Below are 18,941 nucleotides of genomic sequence, written 5' to 3' on the forward strand. Positions count from 1 at the left end.
GACTTCCACACCCCGGGCGCGAGAATTCTTCAACTCAGCTCACCCCGCAAACCAGACAGGACCCGCAGCGTCGCTGCGGGTCCTGTGGCGGTCAGCGGTGCCGGGTGGCCCAGCGACGGATGACGGCGGTCAGCGGCGCTGGGTGGCCCAGCGGCGGATGGCGGCGATGCGCTCCTGGATCTGCTCGGCCGTCGCCTGGGCGATCGGCGGGCCGCCGCAGGCGCGGCGCAGCTCCGCGTGGATGACGCCGTGCGGCTGGCCGGTGCGGTGGTTCCAGGCGCCGACCAGGCCGTTGAGCTCGCGCCTCAGCTCCGCGATCTGCTCGTGCGGGGCCAGCGTGGCGGGCTCCTCGGCCGGGGCCTTGCGCTTGGCCGCCTGCTGGTCGGACTGGCGCTTGCGCAGCAGGGTGGCCACCTGGTCCGGCTCCAGCAGGCCGGGCAGGCCCAGGAAGTCCTCCTCCTCGGCCGAGCCGATCTCCGCGCCGGTGCCGAACTCGCCGCCGTCGAACAGCACCCGGTCGAACGTGGCCGACGTCTGCATGGTCTCGAACGGCAACTCGTCGCCCAGGACGTCGGGGTTGTCCTTCTTGCGGTTGGCGTCCTCCAGGAGGCTGTCGTCCAGGCCGTCCTCGGGCGGCTTGCGGTTGAGGACGTGGTCGCGCTCGGCCTCCATCTCGTTGGCCAGGCCCATCAGCGTGGGCACCGACGGCAGGAAGATCGAGGCCATCTCGCCGCGCTTGCGGGCCCGCACGAAGCGGCCCACCGCCTGGGCGAAGAACAGCGGGGTCGAGATCGAGGTGGCGTAGACGCCCACGCACAGGCGCGGGATGTCGACGCCTTCGGAGACCATGCGGACCGCCACCAGCCAGCGATCCCCCGACGCGGCGAACCCCTTGATCTTCTTGGACGCGCCAGGGTCGTCGGAGAGCACCACGGTGGCGCCCTCACCGCTGATGGCTCGCAGGTGGCGGGCGTAGGCGCGGGCGGTCTCGTGGTCGGTGGCGATGACCAGGCCGCCCGCGTCGGGGACGCCGCGCCGTACCTCGGTCAGGCGGCGGTCGGCGGCCGTCATGACCTGGCGGATCCAGTCGCCCTTGGGGTCGAGCGCGGCGCGCCAGGCCTGGGAGAGCTGGTCCTTGGTGAGCGGGGTGCCGAGCGTGGCGGCGAGCTCGTCGCCGGCCCGGGTGCGCCACTTCATCTCGCCGGAGTAGGCCAGGAAGATGACGGGCCGGACCACGCCGTCGTCGAGGGCGGGGCCGTAGCCGTAGGAGTAGTCCGAGACGCTGCGCTTGAAGCCTTCGGCGTCCTCCTCGTAGCCGACGAAGGGGATCGGGTTGTCGTCGGACCGGAACGGGGTGCCGGTGAGCTGCAGCCGGCGGGCGGCGGGCTCGAACGCCTCGCTCACGCCGTCGCCCCAGGACCGGGCGTCGCCCGCGTGGTGGATCTCGTCGAAGATCACCAGCGTCTTGCGCGCCTCGGTGCGCGCCCTGTGCAGGGCGGGGTGCATGGCGACCTGGGCGTAGGTCACCGCGACCCCGAGGTAGTCGCGGCTGGTGGTGCCCTGACTGTTCTTGAACTCGGGGTCGATGCTGATGCCGACCTTCGCGGCGGCGTCGGCCCACTGGCGCTTGAGGTGCTCGGTGGGCGTGACGACGGTGATCGCCTTGATCACCCCCTTGGCGAGCAGCTCGCTGGCGATGCGCAGGGCGTAGGTCGTCTTGCCCGCGCCCGGCGTCGCCACGGTGAGGAAGTCACGCGGCTCACGCCTGAAATAGAGCTCCAGCGCCTCCTGCTGCCACGCGCGCAACTTCTGGGCGGTGCCCCACGCGGCTCGGTCGGGATAGGAAGGCGACAGGTGGGATGCGGCGAAGGTGCTCACCGCATCACCTCTGGGGTTGGTGTGCTTCGCTCTCTCACAGTGACACAAGAGTAATCGGGGTGACCGACAGGACGTGCCGTGCATCGGGGATTCTGGCCAACCTCGTCCCCGCGTGCTATGGGCGGGACGCGGCTTATCGCACGCTCGACAGCACCGCGTCCAGCGCCTGCCTGCTCGCGGCCTGCTCCGGCTGGAGCAGGCCGACGAGCATCGCCGTCCTGCCGTTCCGGGTGAGAATGGTCACGCGCAGGTACGCGGGCCTGTTCACGATGTCGTCGTACGACGCCCGCAGCGCCCTGGTGTGCCCCTGGGCGACCGGTTGGTCCTCGACCACACTGACCTGGTCTCCCTTGAGCAGGAGCCGCCCGTAGCGCGTGGCCGCCGCCTTGACCGCCTTGCCGAGGTCGGGCACCGGCTCGTGCATCGGCCTGGCCATCACGATCGAGCCGCCGCCGTCCCTGGCGACGGAGGTGAATCCCGTCACAGGCGGCACCCGGCCCTCCTGCCAGCCGGCCGGCAGCGTCAGCCGCACCCCGGCCAGCGAGTCGGACAGCTCTCCCGGCTCCGGCTCCGGCGTGGCCAGCCGTACCCCCGTCACGACCAGCCCGGCCACCAGCGCGGTGGCCACCGCCATGGCGAGCACCGCGCCCGCCCACCGTCGCCACGGGACGCGCCGTACCGGGCGGAAGCCTGGATCGGCCGGCGCGCCGTACAGGCGGGCCGACGGCGGCAGCGTCTCCCACGAGGGCCGGGGACCGTCCTCGGGCTCCAGCCCGCGGCGGGCGGCTCGATGGGCGCGCGGATTCCACGGCGGCTCCTCTTCCCCGGCGTCCCAGTCGAGCTCTTCCGGCTCCTCGGCGCGGCGGCTCCTGGGCGGCCAGGCGCGTTGATCCCCGTCCATGGCACCTCCTCGTCCCGCTGTCCTATCACCGCGCGCCGCGCGGATCAGGCGATCGGCGATCGCCGTGACGGGAGAGGAGGAATCGGGGCTATGAGGCGGCGGGTGCCACCCGGAAGGACAGCAGGGTGGCCGCCAGGGCGATGACCGCCATCAGCGCACAGATCACCACGAATCCCCAGGCGATCTGGATGGCGCTGTGCCCGATCACGTTGACCAGCGCGCCGCCGATGCCGAGGGTCAGCGCGGAGCCGAGCATGTCGGTGACCGACAGGGAGGCGCTGTTGGCGCCCTGCTCGTTGACCGGGGACAGATGCAGCGTGGTGATGTTCACCGTGGTCATGCCGAGTCCCATGCCGAACCCGGCGATGATCCAGGCGGGCACGGCGACCCAGCCGGTCACCCCCGGCACGACCGCGAGGACCGACAGCACGATGCCCACCGTGACGCAGGCCGCGCCCGTCCTGATGCGCGCGTGCGGTTGCGCGGCGCGCCTGCTCTGCAGGTAGGAGCCGGCCGACCAGCCGAGCGCTCCGGTGGTCAGCGCGATGCCCGCGGCCGTGGTGCCGAAGGACTTGACCTCTTGCAGGGCGAGCGGGATGAAGGCGTTGACGCCGAAGAAGGAGGCCGAGAACAGGCCGCGCATCATCACGGCGGTCGGCAGCCCACGCCCGAACCGGAGCGCGCCGATGGGCAGCAGCCGGATCAGGCCGTACAGGAGCGTGACCAGGCCCACCGCGCAGCCGAGCACGGCGAGCAGCGGCTGGGCGTGCAGGTTGTCCACCCCGTACAGCAGCACGCCGGCTCCGGCGGCGGTGGCGCTGGCGGCCACGGTCATGGCCAGCGGGCGGGAGCGACGGCCCTGCGGAGGCGTCGTCTCCTCATCGGTGGCGCGTCGCTTCAGCGAGGGGGCGAGCATGATCAGGGCAGGCACCACGAGCGGGATGATGCCGTAGAAGACCCAGCGCCAGCCCCAGGTGTCGGAGACGACGCCGGCGACGGCGGGGCCGACCATGGCGGGCACCACCCAGGCGGCCGACAGCGCGGCGAAGATCCGCGGCCGCACGTCTGCGGGGTAGACGCGGGCGATCATGACGTAGAGCGCGACGATGGCGGGCCCGGCGCCGAGCCCCTGTACGGCCCGCGCCACCAGGAAGAGCTCCGCGTTGTGCGATGCGCCCGCCAGGCCCATGCCGAGCACGAACAGCACCAGCCCGGCGAGGAACGGCAGCGCGTAGCCCCGGTGGTCCGCCCACAGTCCCGCCACCACGTTGGCGAACAGGCTGGCGATGAGGAAGGCGGAGAAGCTCACGCCGTACAGGTTCAGCGCGTTGAGATCGGTGGAGACGGCCGGCATGACCACGCCGACCGACATGCCCTCGAAGGCGACCAGCGTGACCACGAGCAGGATGCCGATGGTGGCGATGCGGTAGGGATGACCGAAGATGCGAGGGGAATCGTGGGGAGCGTCTAGGGCCTTTGCTACTGTCACCTGGATAGCTTAGTCGCGCCCCTCACTCGGTAGGCCGCCCACATGTGACGCATCCGTTGGGCCTGGCCGGGGGTGAACTCGCGCATGCACCGGTCCTGCGCGTAGTCCATGAAGTTGTGCACCCCGTCCTGGCCGGGCCGCGGGCAGCTGTCCTGGGCGGCGGGGCAGCCGTTGGCCGGCCTGAGCTGGGGTGGTGTGTCCGGGATGCCGTCGCCGGGCTCCTCGCAGCCGTTCTCGAAGGGGTGGAACAGGCCGAGCCAGTGGCCGATCTCGTGCACGACGGTGAAGCCGCGGTCGTAGCCGGGCAGCGAGCCGCCGGGCAGGCCGCGCCAGTCGGCGACCACACCGTCGAGGGCGGGCTCGCCGTCGTACCAGTAGGGGTAGGCGGCGAAGCCGAGCACCAGGTCGCCGAGCTGGGCGAGGTAGAGGTTCAGAGTCTCGGGGCCGCCCTTGCGCAGCGCGCTCTTCATGGCGCGCTCGTGGGTGATGGGATCGGTGAACCAGCGGGCGTTCCGCGTGACGGAGATGCCTTTCAGGCGGAAGCGCACACCGGTGTCGACGCCGCCGAATCTGCCGCCGTAGGCGGCGTTGAGCGTACCGAGTTGAGCTCTGATGGCGCTGTCCGGTGCCCTGGAGACGCCGTCGGTGATGACGTGCACCCAGGTCGGCACCGTGAGCCGGGCAGGCGGCGTGACCCCGCGCAGCCGCCTGGCGAGCTCGGCGCCGACCGTGGCCACGTCCCCGGGCGCGGGCGACCGCGGCTCAGGCGACCGCGGCTCTGGCGCCTGGGGCTCGGAAAGGCGCGGCGTGGAAGAGCGCGGCGCGGTCGACCGCTGCTCAGAAAAGCGCGGCCGATGCCCGGAAGAGGCCGACCGCTGCTCAGAAAAGCGCGGCCGCTGCTCGGGAGAGGGCGGTCGATGCTCAGGAGTGGGCGGCCGGCCGGCGAGCGGGGACGCGGCACAGCCGGCGGCCGCGGCGGCCGGCTGGATCGGCGTGAGGAGCCCGGTCGCGAGCACGCATGCGAACAAGACGGCGGTCGCGCGCCGGGCCATGCAACCCCCAGTGACGGTCCGAGCTGGTCTGCATACAGACCGTAGCCCTACCTGGGGCGGTCACCCGTCAGCAACACTCACTGCTTCTTGTCGTCGCCCTTGCCGCCACCGACCGGCAGACCCTCATAGATCTCCTTGCACTCCGGACAGACCGGGTACTTCTTGGGGTCGCGGCTCGGCACCCAGATCTTGCCGCACAGCGCGCGGATGGGCGTGCCCGACACCATCGACTCGGTGATCTTGTGCTTGTCCGCGTAGTGGGCGAACCGTTCGTGGTCGCCGTCGCCGTGCGACGTCTGCGGACGGGTCTCCTGCTCGGGAAGGATCTTCGTGCTCACCCCACCGAGTCTATGCCTGCCGACGACCTGTCCCGTTCACGGACAGCGCAACGGCTCCCGCCGAAGCGAGAGCCGTCGCCGAGCCGTTGCCGAGCCGAAAAGATCAACCGACGTGCAGCGGAGCGTCCTCGATCTTGCGCCCGCTCTTGACGAACAGGGCCAGGACCGCCGTCAGCAGCGCGACGCCGGTGCTCACCAGGAAGGCCAGGTGCATGCCGTCCATGAACGCGTTGCTCACGGCCGGACCGACCACCTGGGCGAACTCCGCGGGCAGGCCCGGCGGCAGCCCGCCGAACGCGGCCGCCTTCTCCAGCCCGGCCAGCTGCTCCGGCGGGATCGTCCCGGCCGCCGCACCGAGGTGCTCGGGCAGCGAGGTGGAGATCTGGGCGGCCATGACGGCGCCCAGGATCGCGGTGCCGAGCGCGCCACCGACCTGCATGGCCGACTGCTGGAGACCGCCCGCCACACCGCTGAGCTCCAGCGGGGCGTTGCCGACGATGATCTCCGTGGCGCCCACGAAGACCGGCGACAGGCCGAACGCCAGCACCACGAACGGGATCGCGCTCTCCACGAACGTGGCGTCCATGCTGAGCTGGGACATCAGGAACATCGCGAGCGCGGTCACCACCAGGCCCGTGGTCATGGTGATCTTCGGTCCGAGCTTGCCGATCGCGAAGCCGGCCAGCGGCGAGGCCACGATCATGCCGGCGCTCATCGGCAGCATGCGCAGGCCCGCCTCCAGCGGGGTCAGACCGTGCACGCCTTGGAAGAAGAAGCCCAGGAAGAACATCGCGCCGAACATCGCGAAGGCGACCATCATCATCAGCACCGTACCGATGGAGATGGAGGGGTTGGCGAACAGCGACAGCGGCACCAGCGGCTGCCTGGCCCGGCTCTGCCAGAAGATGAAGCCCGCCATCAGCACCGCGAACGCGGCCATGAAGCCCAGCGTCGTGGAGTCGCCCCAGCCCCACTCGGGGGCCTTGATGATGGTCCAGACGAGCGCGAACATCGCGCCGGACAGCAGCACCACGCCGCCCCAGTCGATCCTGGCCAGCACCTTGACCGGGCTCTCCTTGATGAGGAAGACGCCCAGGAGCAGGGCGATGATCCCCACCGGTGCGTTGATGAAGAACACCGACTCCCAGCTCACGTTCTCCACCAGCACGCCGCCCACGATCGGGCCGGCCGCGCTGGACAGGCCGATGATGGCACCCCACGCCCCCATCGCCTGGTTGAGCTTCTCACCGGGGAACGCGCCGCGCAGCAGGGCCAGCGCCGCAGGCTGCAGCAGCGCGCCGAACAGGCCCTGGAGCACGCGCAGGCCGATCAGCGCGCCGACCGGCGACAGACCGGGGATGATCTCGGCCAGCTCCTGGCTGAAGCCGATGCCGACGGAGACGAGGGCGAAGCCGCCGACACCGATGAGGAAGATCCGCCTGTGCCCGAAGAGGTCGCCCAGTTTGCCCGCGGTGATCAGAAAGACCGCCAGCGCCAGCAGGTAGCCGCTGGTCACCCACTGCAAGTCCGCCAGGGAGGCGCCCAGGTCGGTCTGAATCACCGGATTGGCGATGCCGACCACGGTGCCGTCGAGCATCACCATGATCACGCCAAGGCTGACCGCCAGCAGCACCAACCATGGGTTGCCGCCGGTCCCCGCCTTCTCCGGTGACGACGGTGCGTCGACCGTCGCTTGAGCCATGAAGTCCCCCTAGTACATCTCGCCCCATACCGGGGCATACGTCCGTAAGCCTCGGGCAATATATGTCAGACTCTGCCACATGACAAATGGGTTTAAATAGGCACTCGCCGACTTGTGGCACAATGTGACAGGAAGATGTCGAGGGAGTGACGCGCGTGGGACTAAGGGAACGCAAAAAGGAGAAAACGCGGCTCGCACTGATGGACGCCGCGCTCGATCTGTTCCTCGAACAAGGGTACGACTCGACCACCGTGGATCAGATAGCGGGGGCCGTCGACGTCTCGCCGCGGACCTTCTTCCGCTACTTCACCAGCAAGGACCACCTCGTCTACTGGTATCACGACCAGAACGAGGAGACGATGCTGGAGACCCTCGCGAGCAGACCTCCCGGCGAGCCCCCCTTCGCGTCCATGACCCACACCCTGCGCGCCCTGCTGCAGGACATGCGGGACGCAACGCCGACGGACACGGAAAGATTCCTCAAGGTACGGCGGCTCATGGACGCCACTCCCCAGCTGGCCGCCCACTGGATCGGCCGATCCGTCGAGACCGAGCGCCGCCTGGTCGAGGCGATCGCCACCCGCAGGGGCGTGGACCCCGATCCCCTCTCGCACCTGATCGTGACGTTCGCCCTGGCGGCCATGCGGGTCGGTTTCGAGTGCCGCCCGGCCGACCAGGGCGGCGTCCAGGAGATGGTGAGCCGCATCGAGGAGACCCTGCGGCTCGTGGAGCGCTCACTGCGGCCGGGCTGGGACGCCTAGTTCATCGTGGGATCGTCCGGGCAGGTCGCCACGAACGCCAGCTCCCCCTTCTGCCGCCGCAGCACGTGGCGCCAGAGCGCCCCCGGATCGGTGTGAAAAGTGTCACCCACCTCCGAGTCCACGATGTACCACGCGCCCTCGGCGATCTCGCTCTCCAACTGCCCCGCCGTCCAGCCCGCGTAGCCGGCGAAGATGCGCATCTGCGCGATCTCCCCCTGCAGGATCTCGGGCGGCGCGTCCAGATCGACCGTGCCCAGCCGCGACACGGCGGGGGTGCCCGAGTGCAGCCTGCGCCAGCCCAGCGGCTCCTCGCCACTGGGCACCGCGGCCAGCGCCAGCGCGCTGTCGGTCTGTACGGGCCCGCCCTCGAAGAGCACCGAAGGACCGGTCACCAGCGGGTCCCACACCGGCAGCACCTGGGTCACCGAGATGTCGCTCGGCCGGTTGAGCACCACGCCGAGGGTGCCACCGCCGAGATCGTGCTCAAGGATCAGCACGACGCTACGCCGGAAATTGGGATCGTCCAGAAGCGGCGTCGCCACCAACAACCCGCCGACGTAGATCGCTTCCGCCATACCTCCATCATGAAGGGTCAACCGGGCTTCTCGCTCCCCCAGTCGGCCGATGTTACTTTCTGTAGTCAAATGGGCACTGTACAGACAAAGATCGTCACATCGTCACGCTCGGGAGGAGCCATGCGCATCGGAGCCCGTCTCGCCCTGGCCGCCGTACCGCTGAGCATGACCTTCTTCCTGCCCGCCGCCGCATGGGCCTGGCCGGACTCCGACGCCGGCGACCCGTTCACGATGACGACCTACAAGGTCTCCTGCCACTCCGGCACCGTACGCGTCACCCTGCGCAACCAGACCCGCCAGCTCGCCCGGTTCGACCTGCGCGCCGACTCCTCCTCCATCGCGACGGGCTCGATCCCCGCCCGCAAGACCCTCAGCAGACAGGTCAAGGTCCGCTCCGGGAGCAGCGTCGAGATCGAGGCGTACTCCGTCAAACCGCCCGGCGCGGACACCCTGATCGACTCCACCCGGGTGCGCAACGACTGCCCCTGGGGCCACCACCGCGACCGTCTGCCCTTCACCGGGCCTCCCGTGGACCTGATGGCCAAGCTCGCCACCGCGGGCGGCCTGGTCCTCACCGGCGGCATCGTGTGGTGGTACGGCACCCTGTGGCCGCGCTCCGGCCGCGCGCCGCTGGAAGAGCGTCTCGTCCGGCTCAGCCGCCCGGAGCGCCGATGAAGGCGCCGGCCCTGGCGGCGGCCAGCGCCCGCGCGGCCGCCCGCTCGGCGACGACCTCGTCCACCGGCTCCCTGGTCACCACCAGCCGGTAGTACAGCGGCGCCGAGACGGCCCGGATCAGCTCCGGCCCGTCCGTGCCCTCGGGCAGCTCTCCCCGGCCCACCGCGGCGTCCACGACCTCAGCCCATTCGGCGATCCGGCGGGTGTAGAAGGCCCGCAGCGCGGTGGCCGCCTCCTCGTTACAGGTGGCCGCCGCGATGACCGCCTGGAAGGTGGCGCCGAGGCGCGGGTCGTTGACGGCGCCCAGGACGCTGAGCGCGTTGGCCCGCAGGGCGTCGTCGATGCCGCCGGTGTCCGGCGGCGGGGCGGACTGCTCGGCCAGCTCGGTCATGAGGTCGGTGACCAGGCGGGCGGCGGTGCCCCAGCGGCGGTAGACGGTGGTCTTCCCCACGCCCGCCCGAGCGGCCACCTGGTCCATGCCGAGGCCGTCGAAGCCGCGCTCGACCAGCTCATCCTGGGTCGCCTGGAGCACGGCCGCACGCACCTTCGCCGTACGACCGCCGGGGCGAACCGTCCCGGCCAAACGGGACTCTCGTTCCATTAATTCTCCCTACGTGCTAACGTCACCGCCATCTTAACGGAACAAATTACCCATTAGGGGGATGGCGTGACCGTACTGAACGAACCGTCGAAGCGGGCGTCCCGGATGAGCGCCCGCCAACGACTGATTCTCCTGCTGCTGCTCGGGTCGCAGTTCATGCTCGCCGTCGACTTCTCCATCCTGAACGTCGCGCTGCCGGTGATCGGCACGGGACTGGGCTTCGAACTGGCCGGCCTGCAATGGGTGGCGACCACGTTCGCGCTGGCCGCGGCCGGGTTCACGCTGCTGTTCGGGCGGATCGCCGACCTGTTCGGGCGGCGCCGGCTGTTCCTCGCCGGGATGGCCCTGCTCGGCCTGTCCTCGCTGGCCGGCGGCCTGGCCACCTCACCCACCATGCTGCTGGTCGCCCGCGTCGCCCAGGGCCTGGCCACGGCCATCGTCACGCCCGCCGGCCTGGCCCTGCTGACCACCTCGTTCCCGGAAGGGCCGCTGCGGGCCAAGGCACTCGGGCTGAACGGCGCGCTGATGTCGGCCGGCTTCACCTCCGGCGCGATCCTCGGCGGCCTGCTCACCGAGCTGCTGAGCTGGCGCTGGGCCTTCTTCGTCAACGTGCCCGTGGCTCTGGCCGTGCTGGTCGCGGCGCCCCTGGTGCTGACCGAGAGCCGGCCCGCGCGGCGGCCGAAGATGGACCTGCCCGGCGCCGTGACGGTGACCGCCGGCCTGCTCGCCCTGGTCTACGGGCTCACCCGGGCCGGCGAGCACGGCTTCGCCGACCCCGTCGCGCTCGGCGGGCTGGCCGCCGGAGCGGTGCTGCTGGTCGCGTTCTGGTTCGTCGAACGGCGGGCCGCCTCGCCACTGGTGCCGGTGACCATCCTGGCCCGGTCCACCGTCAAGTGGGGCAACCTCGCGGGCCTGGTCGCGTTCGCCACCGAGACCTCGCTGGTCTTCCTCCTGACGCTCTATCTGCAGAAGGTCCTCGGCTACTCGGCGCTGGCCACCGGCCTGTCGTTCGGCGTGCTCGGGATCGGCACCGTGCTCGGCGGCGTCATCGCCCCGCGGATGCTGGCCAGGACCGGCACCGGCCGGGGCATGACCGTCGCCTTCGCCGTGCAGGCCGCCGCCACCGCGTCCCTGGCCCTGCTCGGCGCCGGGTCCGGATGGATCTGGCTGCTGCTGGTGGCCACCTTCGTCGGCGGCGTGGGCAACATGGTGGCGATCGTCGCCTTCATGATCACCGCCACCTCCGGCCTGCCCGACTCCGAGCAGGGCCTGGCCACCGGTCTGGCCACGATGACTCAGCAGGTCGGCATCACGATGGGCATCCCGATCATGAGCGCGGTGGTCACCGCCGCCATGGGCACGGTGCTCCAGGGGGTGATCGTGGCTATCCTGGTCAACGCCGCCCTCGCCCTCGCGGGGGTCCTCATCCGGACCCGGGCGAGCACCTCCTGAACGACGACCGCCCGGACCCACCGGGGCCGGGCGGCGTCCGGGCTGTGTCCGGGCGGTGTCCGGGCGGTGTCCGGGCGGTGTCCGGGTTACGCCTCGGTGAAGCCCCGGGCGCGGCCGCCCGCCGACTCGCGCACCGCCGCCGCCACCGCGGAGGCGACGTCGGGGTGGAAGACGCTCGGGATGATGTAGTTGGGCCCGAGCTCCTCCGGCGTGACCACGGCGGCGAGAGCGCCGGCCGCGGCCAGGAGCATCTCCGAGGTGACGAGGTTGGCCTGGGCGTCCAGCAGCCCGCGGAAGACACCCGGGAACGCCAGCACGTTGTTGATCTGGTTGGGGTAGTCGGAGCGGCCGGTGGCGACCACCGCGGCGTACTCGCGGGCGTCGTCGGGCGAGACCTCGGGCTCCGGGTTGGCCAGCGCGAAGACGACCGCGCCCGGGGCCATGGTGGCGATGTCGTCGCCGGTCAGGATGCCGGGCGCCGAGACGCCCACGAACACGTCGGCGCCCTTGACCGCGCCGCGCAGGTCACCGGAGTATCCCTCGGCGTTGGTGTGCTCGGCGATCCACCGCAGCGACTCGTCGAGGTCGTCGCGGTCCCGGTGCACGGCGCCGAGATAGTCGCAGACCACCACGTTGCGGGCGCCGGCCGCCAGCAGCAGCCGCAGCACGGCGTTGCCCGCCGCGCCCGCGCCCGCCATGGTGATCCGGACGTCCTCGATCTTCTTGTCGACCACGCGCAGCGCGTTGGTCATCGCCGCGACCACGCAGATGGCCGTGCCGTGCTGGTCGTCGTGGAAGACCGGGATGTCGAGCAGCTCGCGCAGCCGCCGCTCCACCTCGAAGCAGCGCGGCGCGCCGATGTCCTCCAGGTTGATGCCGCCGAAGCCGGGCGCGATGAGCTGCACCGTGCGCACGATCTCGTCCACGTCCTGCGTGTCGAGGCAGATCGGCCAGGCGTCGATCCCGGCGAAGCGTTTGAACAGCGCCGCCTTGCCCTCCATGACCGGCAGCGCGGCCTCCGGGCCGATGTTGCCCAGCCCGAGCACGGCCGAGCCGTCCGTGACCACGGCCACGCTGTTGCGCTTGATGGTCAGCCGGCGCGCGTCCTCCTTGTTGCGGGCGATCGCCATCGACACCCGTGCGACGCCCGGCGTGTAGGCCATCGAGAGGTCGTCGCGGTTGCGCAGCGGCACCTTCGACTTCATCTCGATCTTGCCGCCGAGGTGCATGAGGAAGGTGCGGTCGGAGACCTTGTGGATGACGACGCCCTCGACGGCCTCGAGCTGGTCCACGATGGCCTGGGCGTGATCGGTGTCACGCGCCGCGCACGTCACGTCGATGCGCAGCTTTTCGTGGCCTGCGTTGGTGACGTCGAGAGCGGTGACCACCCCGCCGGCCGACTCTACGGCGTGCGTGAGCTGGCTGACGGCTTTGCCGCCGGCCGGCACCTCAAGCCGCACAGTAATGGAGTACGACACACTGGGGACGGTCGCCACGTCAATCGCTCCTTCGCGCCTGACCGAGAAGTCCCCCCATGGTAGAGGTGTTCTGGTCATCCCAGCGCCTCGGCCGCCGAGACGATCAGATCGACGCAGGTCGCGACAGGGATGGCCGTGCTGTCGAGCACCAGGTGATAGAGCGAGACGTCGGCCGGATCGCGCCGGTAGAAATGGCGGACATAGGCGACGCGCGCCCGGTCGTTGTCCTCGATGATCTTGCGCGCCTCGCGCTCGCTCAGCCCGCCGAGCGTGGCGGTCTGCCTGATCCGGCGCGCGAGCGGGGCGTCGAGCCTGACGTGCAGGGCGCCGGGATGGTCGGCGAGCAGAACGGCCCCGCCCCGGCCCAGGAAGACGCCCCCCTGCGCGCGGGCGGTCTCCACCAGGATCCGCTCGGTGTGGCGGACGAACTCCTCCGGCGCGTGCGGCAGCGCGCCGGGAACGTACATGTCGACACCGCCGAACGTGACGGTCGGCAGCCGCATCGCGCTGAACAGCAGCCTGCCGAGACCGTGCTCGGCCCGGTCGTCATGGGCCAGCGCCTCTTCCAGAGTGCAGCCCAGCTCCTGCGCGACGGCGCCGGCGATGGCGCGGTCGACGAAGGGCACGCCCAGGCTCTCCGCCACGGCCGGCCCGATGTGGCCGCCGGCCGTGCCGTACGTCGCGGAAATCGTGACGACCCGCATATCCCCAGGTTAGAACAGTGCGTTCGACAATGCTCTACGCGCCCGGGACAGAGAGGGGTCCTCGCCGGGCAGTGCCTCGAACAGCCCCAGCAGATGACGCCTGGCCTTGTCCCGATCGTCGCCCGAGGTGCGCTTGACCACCGCGATGATCCGGTCGAAGGCCTCGTCCACCGAGCCGGACAGCATCTCCAGGTCGGCCGCCAGCAACTGCGCGTCGAGGTCGGCCGGGTCCTGCAGCCGCCGCTGGACGTCGGCCGGGTCGACGTCGGCCGTCCGGCTGATCAGGCGGACGCCGGCCAGGCCCATCTTGGCGTCCTCGTTGCCCGGCACCCGGGCCAGCAGCCGCTCGTAGGCCGCCGCGGCCGCGTCCAGGTCGCCCTGCTCGATGGCCTCCTCGGCCGCCACCAGGTCGGGATCGGCCGGCGGCTCCTGCGGCCCCGCCGCCTCCTCCTGGCCGTCGGCCGGCGGCCGGGCGTCGGGGTTGGCCTCGTAGAACTGCTCGACCGCGCCCATCAGCTCGTCGAGCCAGCGGCGCACCTCCTGCTCCGGCAGCACCTGCTGGAAGCCGGTGACGGCCTGCCCCTGGAAGATGGCCAGCACGGTCGGCACCGCCTGCACCCGCAGCGCCTGCGCGATCTGCGGGCTGGCATCGACGTTGATCTTGGCCAGCACCGCCCGGTTGCCCAGCCCGCCGACCACTTTTTCCAGCACGGGGCTGAGCTGGGCGCTGCCCGGGGCCCGGGGCGACCAGAGGTCGAGGATGACGGGCACGGTCATCGAACGATCGATGACGTCGGTCGAGAACGTCTCCTCGGTCACGTCGACGACCGAGGCCGACGATGCCGCCTGTGGCCCCGTGGCCTCCCGTCGGGTCTGCGCGTCCAGTGCCTGCTTGCGCGCGCCCAGATCGATGGCTCCGTAGAGCGATCCGGGCCTAGAGAAGTCCGCCATGCTCCTCATCTTGCCGCATGGCGGAACCGGGGAAGTCACCCGCCGCCACCCGGAGCGTGCGCAACTGGTCGAACATGTCCCGCAACGCGTCCTCGTCGTACATCGACAGGCCGAAGTCGGCCGCCATCAGGTCGGCCGTCGCATGCCGTACGACGTCACGACCCGCTTCGGTGATCTCGGCGAGCACTCCGCGCCCGTCACGAGGATTGGGCATGCGCCGGACCAGGCCGGATCTCTCGAGCCTGTCAACGGTGTTCGTGACGCTGGTCGGGTGCACCATCAGCCGCTCCCCGATTTTCCAAAGCGGCAGCGCCCCCGCCCTGCTGAAGGTCAACAGCACCAACGCCTCGTATCTGGCGAAGGTCAAGTCGTAGGGCTTCAGGAGCGAGTCAAGTTGCGACAGCAGGATCTGATGCGCTCTCATGATCGACGTGACGGCGGCCATGGCAGAAGAGGGGCCGAAGTGAACGCGCCAGGTCTCCGCGGCTCGGTCGATGGGATCGAACGGCAGGTTGAGCGGCTTGGGCTGCGACACAGCGCTACCGTAGCGCGCTGCTCGTCCAGGTTCGTGCGCTTACGGAGAGCCATCGGATTCGCCGCTTGGCCAAGAATCCGGGCGTCAATCATCACGCTCAGTTATGGTTCTCGCATCGAATGGTGACGGGGAAGCCAAGTCCATCAGCCGTGGGGACGGCCGGACTCGGCGTTTTCGCCGCACCGACGGGGCACGGGGGGTGCTTGGTGAACTTCAACGGGAAAACGGGTGCGTGAGCACACGGGCGTTTCACGCGAGGAGCTGAAGCAGAGCGCGGCGGTCACGGTCGCCGTGCTCCTCGCTCTCGGCCTGGCCGCGGCGTGGAGCGTCCTGATCCCTGGCGTCGACGCGTGGGAGAACATCGTGGCGGCGGTCATCGGCTCGCTCAGGCTGACCGGACCCGTCGCCGCCGCCTTCGCCGCCTGGGTGGCCCTGCGCAAGCGCAGGGCGCTGCGCGACCGCCCGCTGACGACCTGGAAGGCGTTGAAGGCGCCGCTGGCCATCATGCTGGTGGTGCTGGGCTCGTTCGCCGCCACCGTGCTGGTGCTGGCCGTCAAGACCGTGCTCACCGAGCAGTCGGGCCGGCTGAGCCTGTCCGGCCTGGGCATGGGCATGGCCGGGCTGGCCCTCTACTCCGTGATCGGCTGGGTGGCCGGCTGGTCCCTGCCGAGCGCGGTCACCCCGCCGCTGGCCGGGATCGCCTGCTACGCGCTGTTCAGCTGGCTGGCCGACGGCGAGAGCTGGGCCGACCGGCTGGCTCCCGGCACGGGCGAGCCGTACGACCTCTTCCAGGGGTTGAGCGGGACGATCTTCCTTGACCAGATCATCTGGCTGCTCGGCGTCACGGGAGCCCTGCTGCTCGGCTGGGCCGCGCTGGTGACCAGGCAGGCCCTCGTGCTGGCCTGCGCGCTGCTGGCGGTGCTGGCGGCCGGCACGGGCGTGGCGCGGGTGCTGGCCGAGCCGCAGCCGGCGGCGGCGCAGGAGATCGCCTACAGCTGCCAGGAGTGGCCCATCACGGTCTGCGTGCACCCCGGCATGCGGGCGGGGCTGACGGAGCTCGGCGCAGCCTTCACCGAGATCGCCTCGCGCCTGGCGGAGACGCCCGCCGCCTTCACCCGGGTCGAGCAGCGTCCGCTCGACGACCCGCTCCAGCCGTCCAGCGGACTGGCGCCGATCCACCTGCCGGACCTGTCGGCCGGGTTCGCCGACGAGGCCGCGCACGAGTACATCGACTCGCTGGCGGCCCGGTGCCCCGGCAGTCCTGCGGACGGCTACCGGGAGATCGTGATGGCCTGGCTGCGCGGGGAGCCGCTGCCCGGCGGGCCGCTGCTGGAGCACGAGTACGCGGCGGCCTGGTTCTCCGGGCTCAACGAGCACCAGCGCCGTGAGTGGCTGCGCATGTTCTTCAGCGACTTCCAGGCGTGCAAGCTGTCCAGCACGCACTTCGGCGGGGGCCCCGCGGGAGCCGCCACCCAGCCGGCCGCACCGGCCGCCACCCAGGTGCGTGAGGAGAGCGCGCCCCAGGTCTACCCGGTCTACCCCGACCCCAGCGACCAGCCCTCGGCCAATTGGGGACCGAATATGTCACCTCAAGGCTGGCAATGATGATCGCCCTTCGGGTAGTCAGACACCATGACGACTTCCCAGACGGCGGATCCCGCAGTGTCTCCACGGCGCCGCCGCAGGTGGCGATATCTCGCGGCCCTGCTGGTCGCGTTGGTTCTGCTCGTGGTGGGTGGCCGCCTGGCCTGGACCTGGCTCAATCCGATGGGCGAGCAGACCGTCGACCGCAGCCAGCCGGTCCTGCTGGAGTCCATCAAGGACCTGAGCCGGTTCGTGGGCGCGACGGGCAGCTTCCAGGTGGTGGTGGACCTGGAGAAGGACGCCAACTTCCTGCCGGACGCCATCAAGGGCACCAGGACGCTGTTCGTCGGCGCGGGCGGCGTGGACGCCTACACCGACTTCTCGGGCCTGGGCAAGGACGCGGTGACGGTGTCCGAGGACCGCACCCAGGCCACCGTCCGCCTGCCGCGCGCCCAGCTCGAGAAGCCCAGCCTGAACAACTCGCGCTCGTACGTCTTCGCCCACCAGCGCGGGCTGTTCGACCGGGTGCAGGACTTCCTGTCCGCCTCGCCGAGCGACCAGCGTGAGCTCTACCTGCTGGCGGAGAAGAAGATCAGCGAGGCGGCCGTCTCCAGCGACCTGCGCGCCCGCGCCGACGCCAACACCAGGACGATGCTCGAAGGGATGCTCAAGTCCCTCGGGTTCACCAAGGTGACGGTGAAGTTCACCGACGAGCCGTGAGGGTCCTAGTGCCCCTCTCCCCTGCCTAGGCACCTACTCAGGCGCCCGCCCCCGCACAGATAAGGCATCCGCCCGATGTGCGGGGGCGGCCCTTAGGACGACTCTTGAGAGTGCAGGCAGAGAAGAACGCACAGCACAGGAGCTTTCGATGAACGCCGAGTTCGAGTACATCGTCATGAAGAACCACGCGAAGGAACTGCGCGAGGCAGCCGCCGAGCACCGCCGGGTGCGCGAGGCGCTGAAGGGCCGCCGGGACGAGCGCCGGCGCCGCTCCTTCCTCGCCAGGTTCCTGTCCGCATGACCGCCACCACGACGCCCGGCCGCACCCTCCCTCGCGGCCGGGCGCATCGACCTCCCTAGCTCGGTACGCGGATGACGAGCGCGTCGCCCTGGCCGCCGCCGCCGCACAGCCCGGCCGCGCCGAGGCCGCCGCCGCGCCGCTTGAGCTCGTACGCGAGGCTGAGGACGATGCGCGCGCCCGAGGCGCCGATCGGGTGGCCGAGCGCGATGCCGCCACCGTTGACGTTCACGATGTCCATCGGTACGCCGAGCTCCTTGACCGACTGGATCACCACGCTGGCGAACGCCTCGTTGATCTCCACCAGGTCCAGGTCCGCCGCCGTCCGCCCCTGCTTGGCCAGGGCCTGCTTGATGGCGTTGGCCGGCTGCGACTGCAGTGAGCTGTCCGGGCCGGCCACGTTTCCGTGCCGGCCGATCTCCGCCAGCCACGGCAGGCCGAGCTCTTCCGCCTTCGCCCTGGACATGACCACGACCGCGCAGGCGCCGTCGGAGATCTGCGAGGCCGAGCCGGCCGTGATCGTGCCGTCGGCGGTGAACGCGGGCCGCAGCCGGGCCAGGGTCTCCGCCGTGGTGTCGCCGCGTACGCCCTCGTCCTCCTTGACGACCACCGGCTCACCGCGACGCTGCGGGATCTCCACCGGCACGATCTCGGCGTCGAACGCGCCGTTCTTGGCGGCCGCCGCCGCGAGTTGGTGGGAGCGGGCCGACACCGCGTCCTGCTCCTCGCGGCCGATGCTCAGGCGGGTGTTGTGACGCTCGGTCGACTCGCCCATCGCGCACTGGTCGAACGCGCAGAACAGGCCGTCGTGGGCCATCGAGTCGACCACGTCCGCGCCGCCGTACTTGACGCCCTTGCGCAGGCCCGGCAGCAGGTGCGGGGCGTTCGTCATCGACTCCATGCCGCCCGCGACCACGATGTCGAACTCGCCGGCGCGGATGAGCTGGTCGGCCAGGGCGATGGCGTCCAGGCCCGACAGGCAGACCTTGTTGATCGTGATCGACGGGACGGTCATCGGGATGCCCGCCTTGACCGCGGCCTGGCGGGAGGGGATCTGGCCCGCCCCGGCCTGGAGCACCTGGCCCATGATCACGTACTCGACGGCCTCGGGGGCCACGCCGGCACGCTCCAGGGCCGCCTTGATGGCGATGCCGCCGAGCTCCACCGCCGACAGCCCGGACAGGGCGCCGAGCAGTTTGCCGATGGGCGTGCGCGCCCCGGCGACGATCACAGAACCGGACACCGGA

Annotated in this window: 19 protein-coding genes; 6 read left to right on the forward strand and 13 right to left on the reverse strand. The window is 70.9% G+C overall.

The annotated features are described in order from the left end of the window. Positions 1–129: 129 nt before the first annotated feature. The 6 genes from IEY87_RS10735 to IEY87_RS10760 form a co-directional block, all read right to left on the reverse strand. Complete coding sequence (locus IEY87_RS10735) at positions 130–1,878, reverse strand: DEAD/DEAH box helicase (protein WP_189138403.1); 1,749 nt, start codon at positions 1,876–1,878, stop codon at positions 130–132. A 133-nt stretch (positions 1,879–2,011) separates the two neighbouring features. After that, positions 2,012–2,779 (reverse strand): DcrB/PsbP domain-containing protein, encoded by a 768-nt coding sequence (locus IEY87_RS10740; RefSeq protein ID WP_189138404.1) that lies wholly within the window; start codon positions 2,777–2,779, stop codon positions 2,012–2,014. Between the two features lie 88 nt (positions 2,780–2,867). Then, a complete protein-coding gene (locus tag IEY87_RS10745) occupies positions 2,868–4,268 on the reverse strand; it encodes an MFS transporter (RefSeq protein ID WP_225276922.1) in 1,401 nt (466 codons plus the stop codon). After that, positions 4,265–5,005 (reverse strand): zinc metalloprotease, encoded by a 741-nt coding sequence (locus IEY87_RS10750; RefSeq protein ID WP_225276923.1) that lies wholly within the window; start codon positions 5,003–5,005, stop codon positions 4,265–4,267. The genes IEY87_RS10745 and IEY87_RS10750 overlap by 4 nt, the downstream gene beginning before the upstream one ends. Positions 5,006–5,397: 392 nt before the next feature. Beyond that, positions 5,398–5,658, reverse strand: a complete 261-nt coding sequence (locus IEY87_RS10755) for a DUF3039 domain-containing protein (protein ID WP_189138406.1) — start codon at positions 5,656–5,658, stop codon at positions 5,398–5,400. A 103-nt stretch (positions 5,659–5,761) separates the two neighbouring features. Beyond that, positions 5,762–7,360, reverse strand: a complete 1,599-nt coding sequence (locus IEY87_RS10760) for a DHA2 family efflux MFS transporter permease subunit (RefSeq protein ID WP_189138407.1) — start codon at positions 7,358–7,360, stop codon at positions 5,762–5,764. Between the two features lie 155 nt (positions 7,361–7,515). On the opposite strand from IEY87_RS10760, the gene IEY87_RS10765 reads away from it, so the two are divergent. Beyond that, positions 7,516–8,121, forward strand: coding sequence for a TetR family transcriptional regulator (locus IEY87_RS10765; protein ID WP_189138408.1), 606 nt, complete (start codon positions 7,516–7,518; stop codon positions 8,119–8,121). Here the strand turns inward: IEY87_RS10765 and IEY87_RS10770 are convergent. After that, positions 8,118–8,696: a YqgE/AlgH family protein gene (locus IEY87_RS10770; RefSeq protein WP_189138409.1), complete on the reverse strand. Its 579-nt coding sequence runs from the start codon at positions 8,694–8,696 to the stop codon at positions 8,118–8,120. The two genes, IEY87_RS10765 and IEY87_RS10770, sit on opposite strands and share 4 nt — an antisense overlap. A gap of 120 nt (positions 8,697–8,816) precedes the next feature. Between IEY87_RS10770 and IEY87_RS10775 the strand changes: the two genes are divergently transcribed. Further along, positions 8,817–9,371: a hypothetical protein gene (locus IEY87_RS10775; protein ID WP_189138410.1), complete on the forward strand. Its 555-nt coding sequence runs from the start codon at positions 8,817–8,819 to the stop codon at positions 9,369–9,371. Here the strand turns inward: IEY87_RS10775 and IEY87_RS10780 are convergent. Further along, positions 9,349–9,972 (reverse strand): TetR/AcrR family transcriptional regulator, encoded by a 624-nt coding sequence (locus tag IEY87_RS10780; protein ID WP_189138411.1) that lies wholly within the window; start codon positions 9,970–9,972, stop codon positions 9,349–9,351. The genes IEY87_RS10775 and IEY87_RS10780 overlap by 23 nt on opposite strands. A 66-nt stretch (positions 9,973–10,038) precedes the next feature. Here IEY87_RS10780 and IEY87_RS10785 point away from each other — a divergent pair, with 66 nt between their 5' ends. Continuing rightward, a complete protein-coding gene (locus IEY87_RS10785) occupies positions 10,039–11,424 on the forward strand; it encodes an MFS transporter (protein WP_225276924.1) in 1,386 nt (461 codons plus the stop codon). A gap of 86 nt (positions 11,425–11,510) precedes the next feature. On the opposite strand, the gene IEY87_RS10790 is transcribed toward IEY87_RS10785, so the two are convergent. Genes IEY87_RS10790 through IEY87_RS10805 form a run of 4 tightly spaced genes read right to left on the reverse strand, consistent with a single transcriptional unit; the run spans position 11,511 to position 15,092 of the window. Next, positions 11,511–12,920, reverse strand: coding sequence for an NAD-dependent malic enzyme (locus IEY87_RS10790; protein ID WP_189138412.1), 1,410 nt, complete (start codon positions 12,918–12,920; stop codon positions 11,511–11,513). Between the two features lie 56 nt (positions 12,921–12,976). After that, on the reverse strand, positions 12,977–13,606 hold the full coding sequence (locus IEY87_RS10795; protein WP_189138413.1) for a cytidylate kinase-like family protein: 630 nt from the start codon (positions 13,604–13,606) through the stop codon (positions 12,977–12,979). A 9-nt stretch (positions 13,607–13,615) separates the two neighbouring features. Beyond that, a complete protein-coding gene (locus IEY87_RS10800; RefSeq protein ID WP_189138414.1) occupies positions 13,616–14,557 on the reverse strand; it encodes a tetratricopeptide repeat protein in 942 nt (313 codons plus the stop codon). Next, positions 14,541–15,092, reverse strand: a complete 552-nt coding sequence (locus tag IEY87_RS10805) for a MarR family winged helix-turn-helix transcriptional regulator (RefSeq protein ID WP_189138415.1) — start codon at positions 15,090–15,092, stop codon at positions 14,541–14,543. Before IEY87_RS10805 ends, IEY87_RS10800 begins: the two co-directional genes overlap by 17 nt. 228 nt (positions 15,093–15,320) lie before the next feature. Here IEY87_RS10805 and IEY87_RS10810 point away from each other — a divergent pair, with 228 nt between their 5' ends. The 3 genes from IEY87_RS10810 (at position 15,321) to IEY87_RS10820 (ending at position 17,697) form a co-directional block, all read left to right on the forward strand. Then, positions 15,321–16,697: a hypothetical protein gene (locus tag IEY87_RS10810; RefSeq protein ID WP_189138416.1), complete on the forward strand. Its 1,377-nt coding sequence runs from the start codon at positions 15,321–15,323 to the stop codon at positions 16,695–16,697. Positions 16,698–16,724: 27 nt separating this feature from the next. Continuing rightward, positions 16,725–17,396, forward strand: coding sequence for a DUF4230 domain-containing protein (locus IEY87_RS10815; RefSeq protein WP_189138417.1), 672 nt, complete (start codon positions 16,725–16,727; stop codon positions 17,394–17,396). A gap of 148 nt (positions 17,397–17,544) precedes the next feature. Beyond that, positions 17,545–17,697 carry a hypothetical protein gene (locus tag IEY87_RS10820; protein WP_189138418.1) on the forward strand — a complete coding sequence of 51 codons (153 nt, stop codon included), beginning with the start codon at positions 17,545–17,547 and terminating at the stop codon, positions 17,695–17,697. A gap of 55 nt (positions 17,698–17,752) precedes the next feature. Here the strand turns inward: IEY87_RS10820 and IEY87_RS10825 are convergent, their stop codons facing one another. After that, the gene (locus tag IEY87_RS10825) at positions 17,753–18,937 is read right to left on the reverse strand and encodes an acetyl-CoA C-acetyltransferase (RefSeq protein ID WP_225276991.1); all 1,185 of its coding nucleotides are present in this window, start codon (positions 18,935–18,937) and stop codon (positions 17,753–17,755) included. Positions 18,938–18,941: the final 4 nt, after the last annotated feature.

Origin of the sequence: Nonomuraea glycinis, assembly GCF_014646515.1 — a bacterium.
Classification (GTDB): domain Bacteria; phylum Actinomycetota; class Actinomycetes; order Streptosporangiales; family Streptosporangiaceae; genus Nonomuraea; species Nonomuraea glycinis.

Excerpts from the sequence above, each read along its gene's own strand:
- IEY87_RS10740 (WP_189138404.1), bottom strand. The coding sequence starts at position 2,779 with ATGGACGGGGATCAACGCGCCTGGCCGCCCAGGAGCCGCCGCGCCGAG.
- IEY87_RS10760 (WP_189138407.1), bottom strand. The coding sequence starts at position 7,360 with ATGGCTCAAGCGACGGTCGACGCACCGTCGTCACCGGAGAAGGCGGGG.
- IEY87_RS10770 (WP_189138409.1), bottom strand. The coding sequence starts at position 8,696 with ATGGCGGAAGCGATCTACGTCGGCGGGTTGTTGGTGGCGACGCCGCTT.
- IEY87_RS10775 (WP_189138410.1), top strand. The coding sequence starts at position 8,817 with ATGCGCATCGGAGCCCGTCTCGCCCTGGCCGCCGTACCGCTGAGCATG.
- IEY87_RS10780 (WP_189138411.1), bottom strand. The coding sequence starts at position 9,972 with ATGGAACGAGAGTCCCGTTTGGCCGGGACGGTTCGCCCCGGCGGTCGT.
- IEY87_RS10795 (WP_189138413.1), bottom strand. The coding sequence starts at position 13,606 with ATGCGGGTCGTCACGATTTCCGCGACGTACGGCACGGCCGGCGGCCAC.
- IEY87_RS10800 (WP_189138414.1), bottom strand. The coding sequence starts at position 14,557 with ATGGCGGACTTCTCTAGGCCCGGATCGCTCTACGGAGCCATCGATCTG.
- IEY87_RS10815 (WP_189138417.1), top strand. The coding sequence starts at position 16,725 with ATGACGACTTCCCAGACGGCGGATCCCGCAGTGTCTCCACGGCGCCGC.
- IEY87_RS10820 (WP_189138418.1), top strand. The coding sequence starts at position 17,545 with ATGAACGCCGAGTTCGAGTACATCGTCATGAAGAACCACGCGAAGGAA.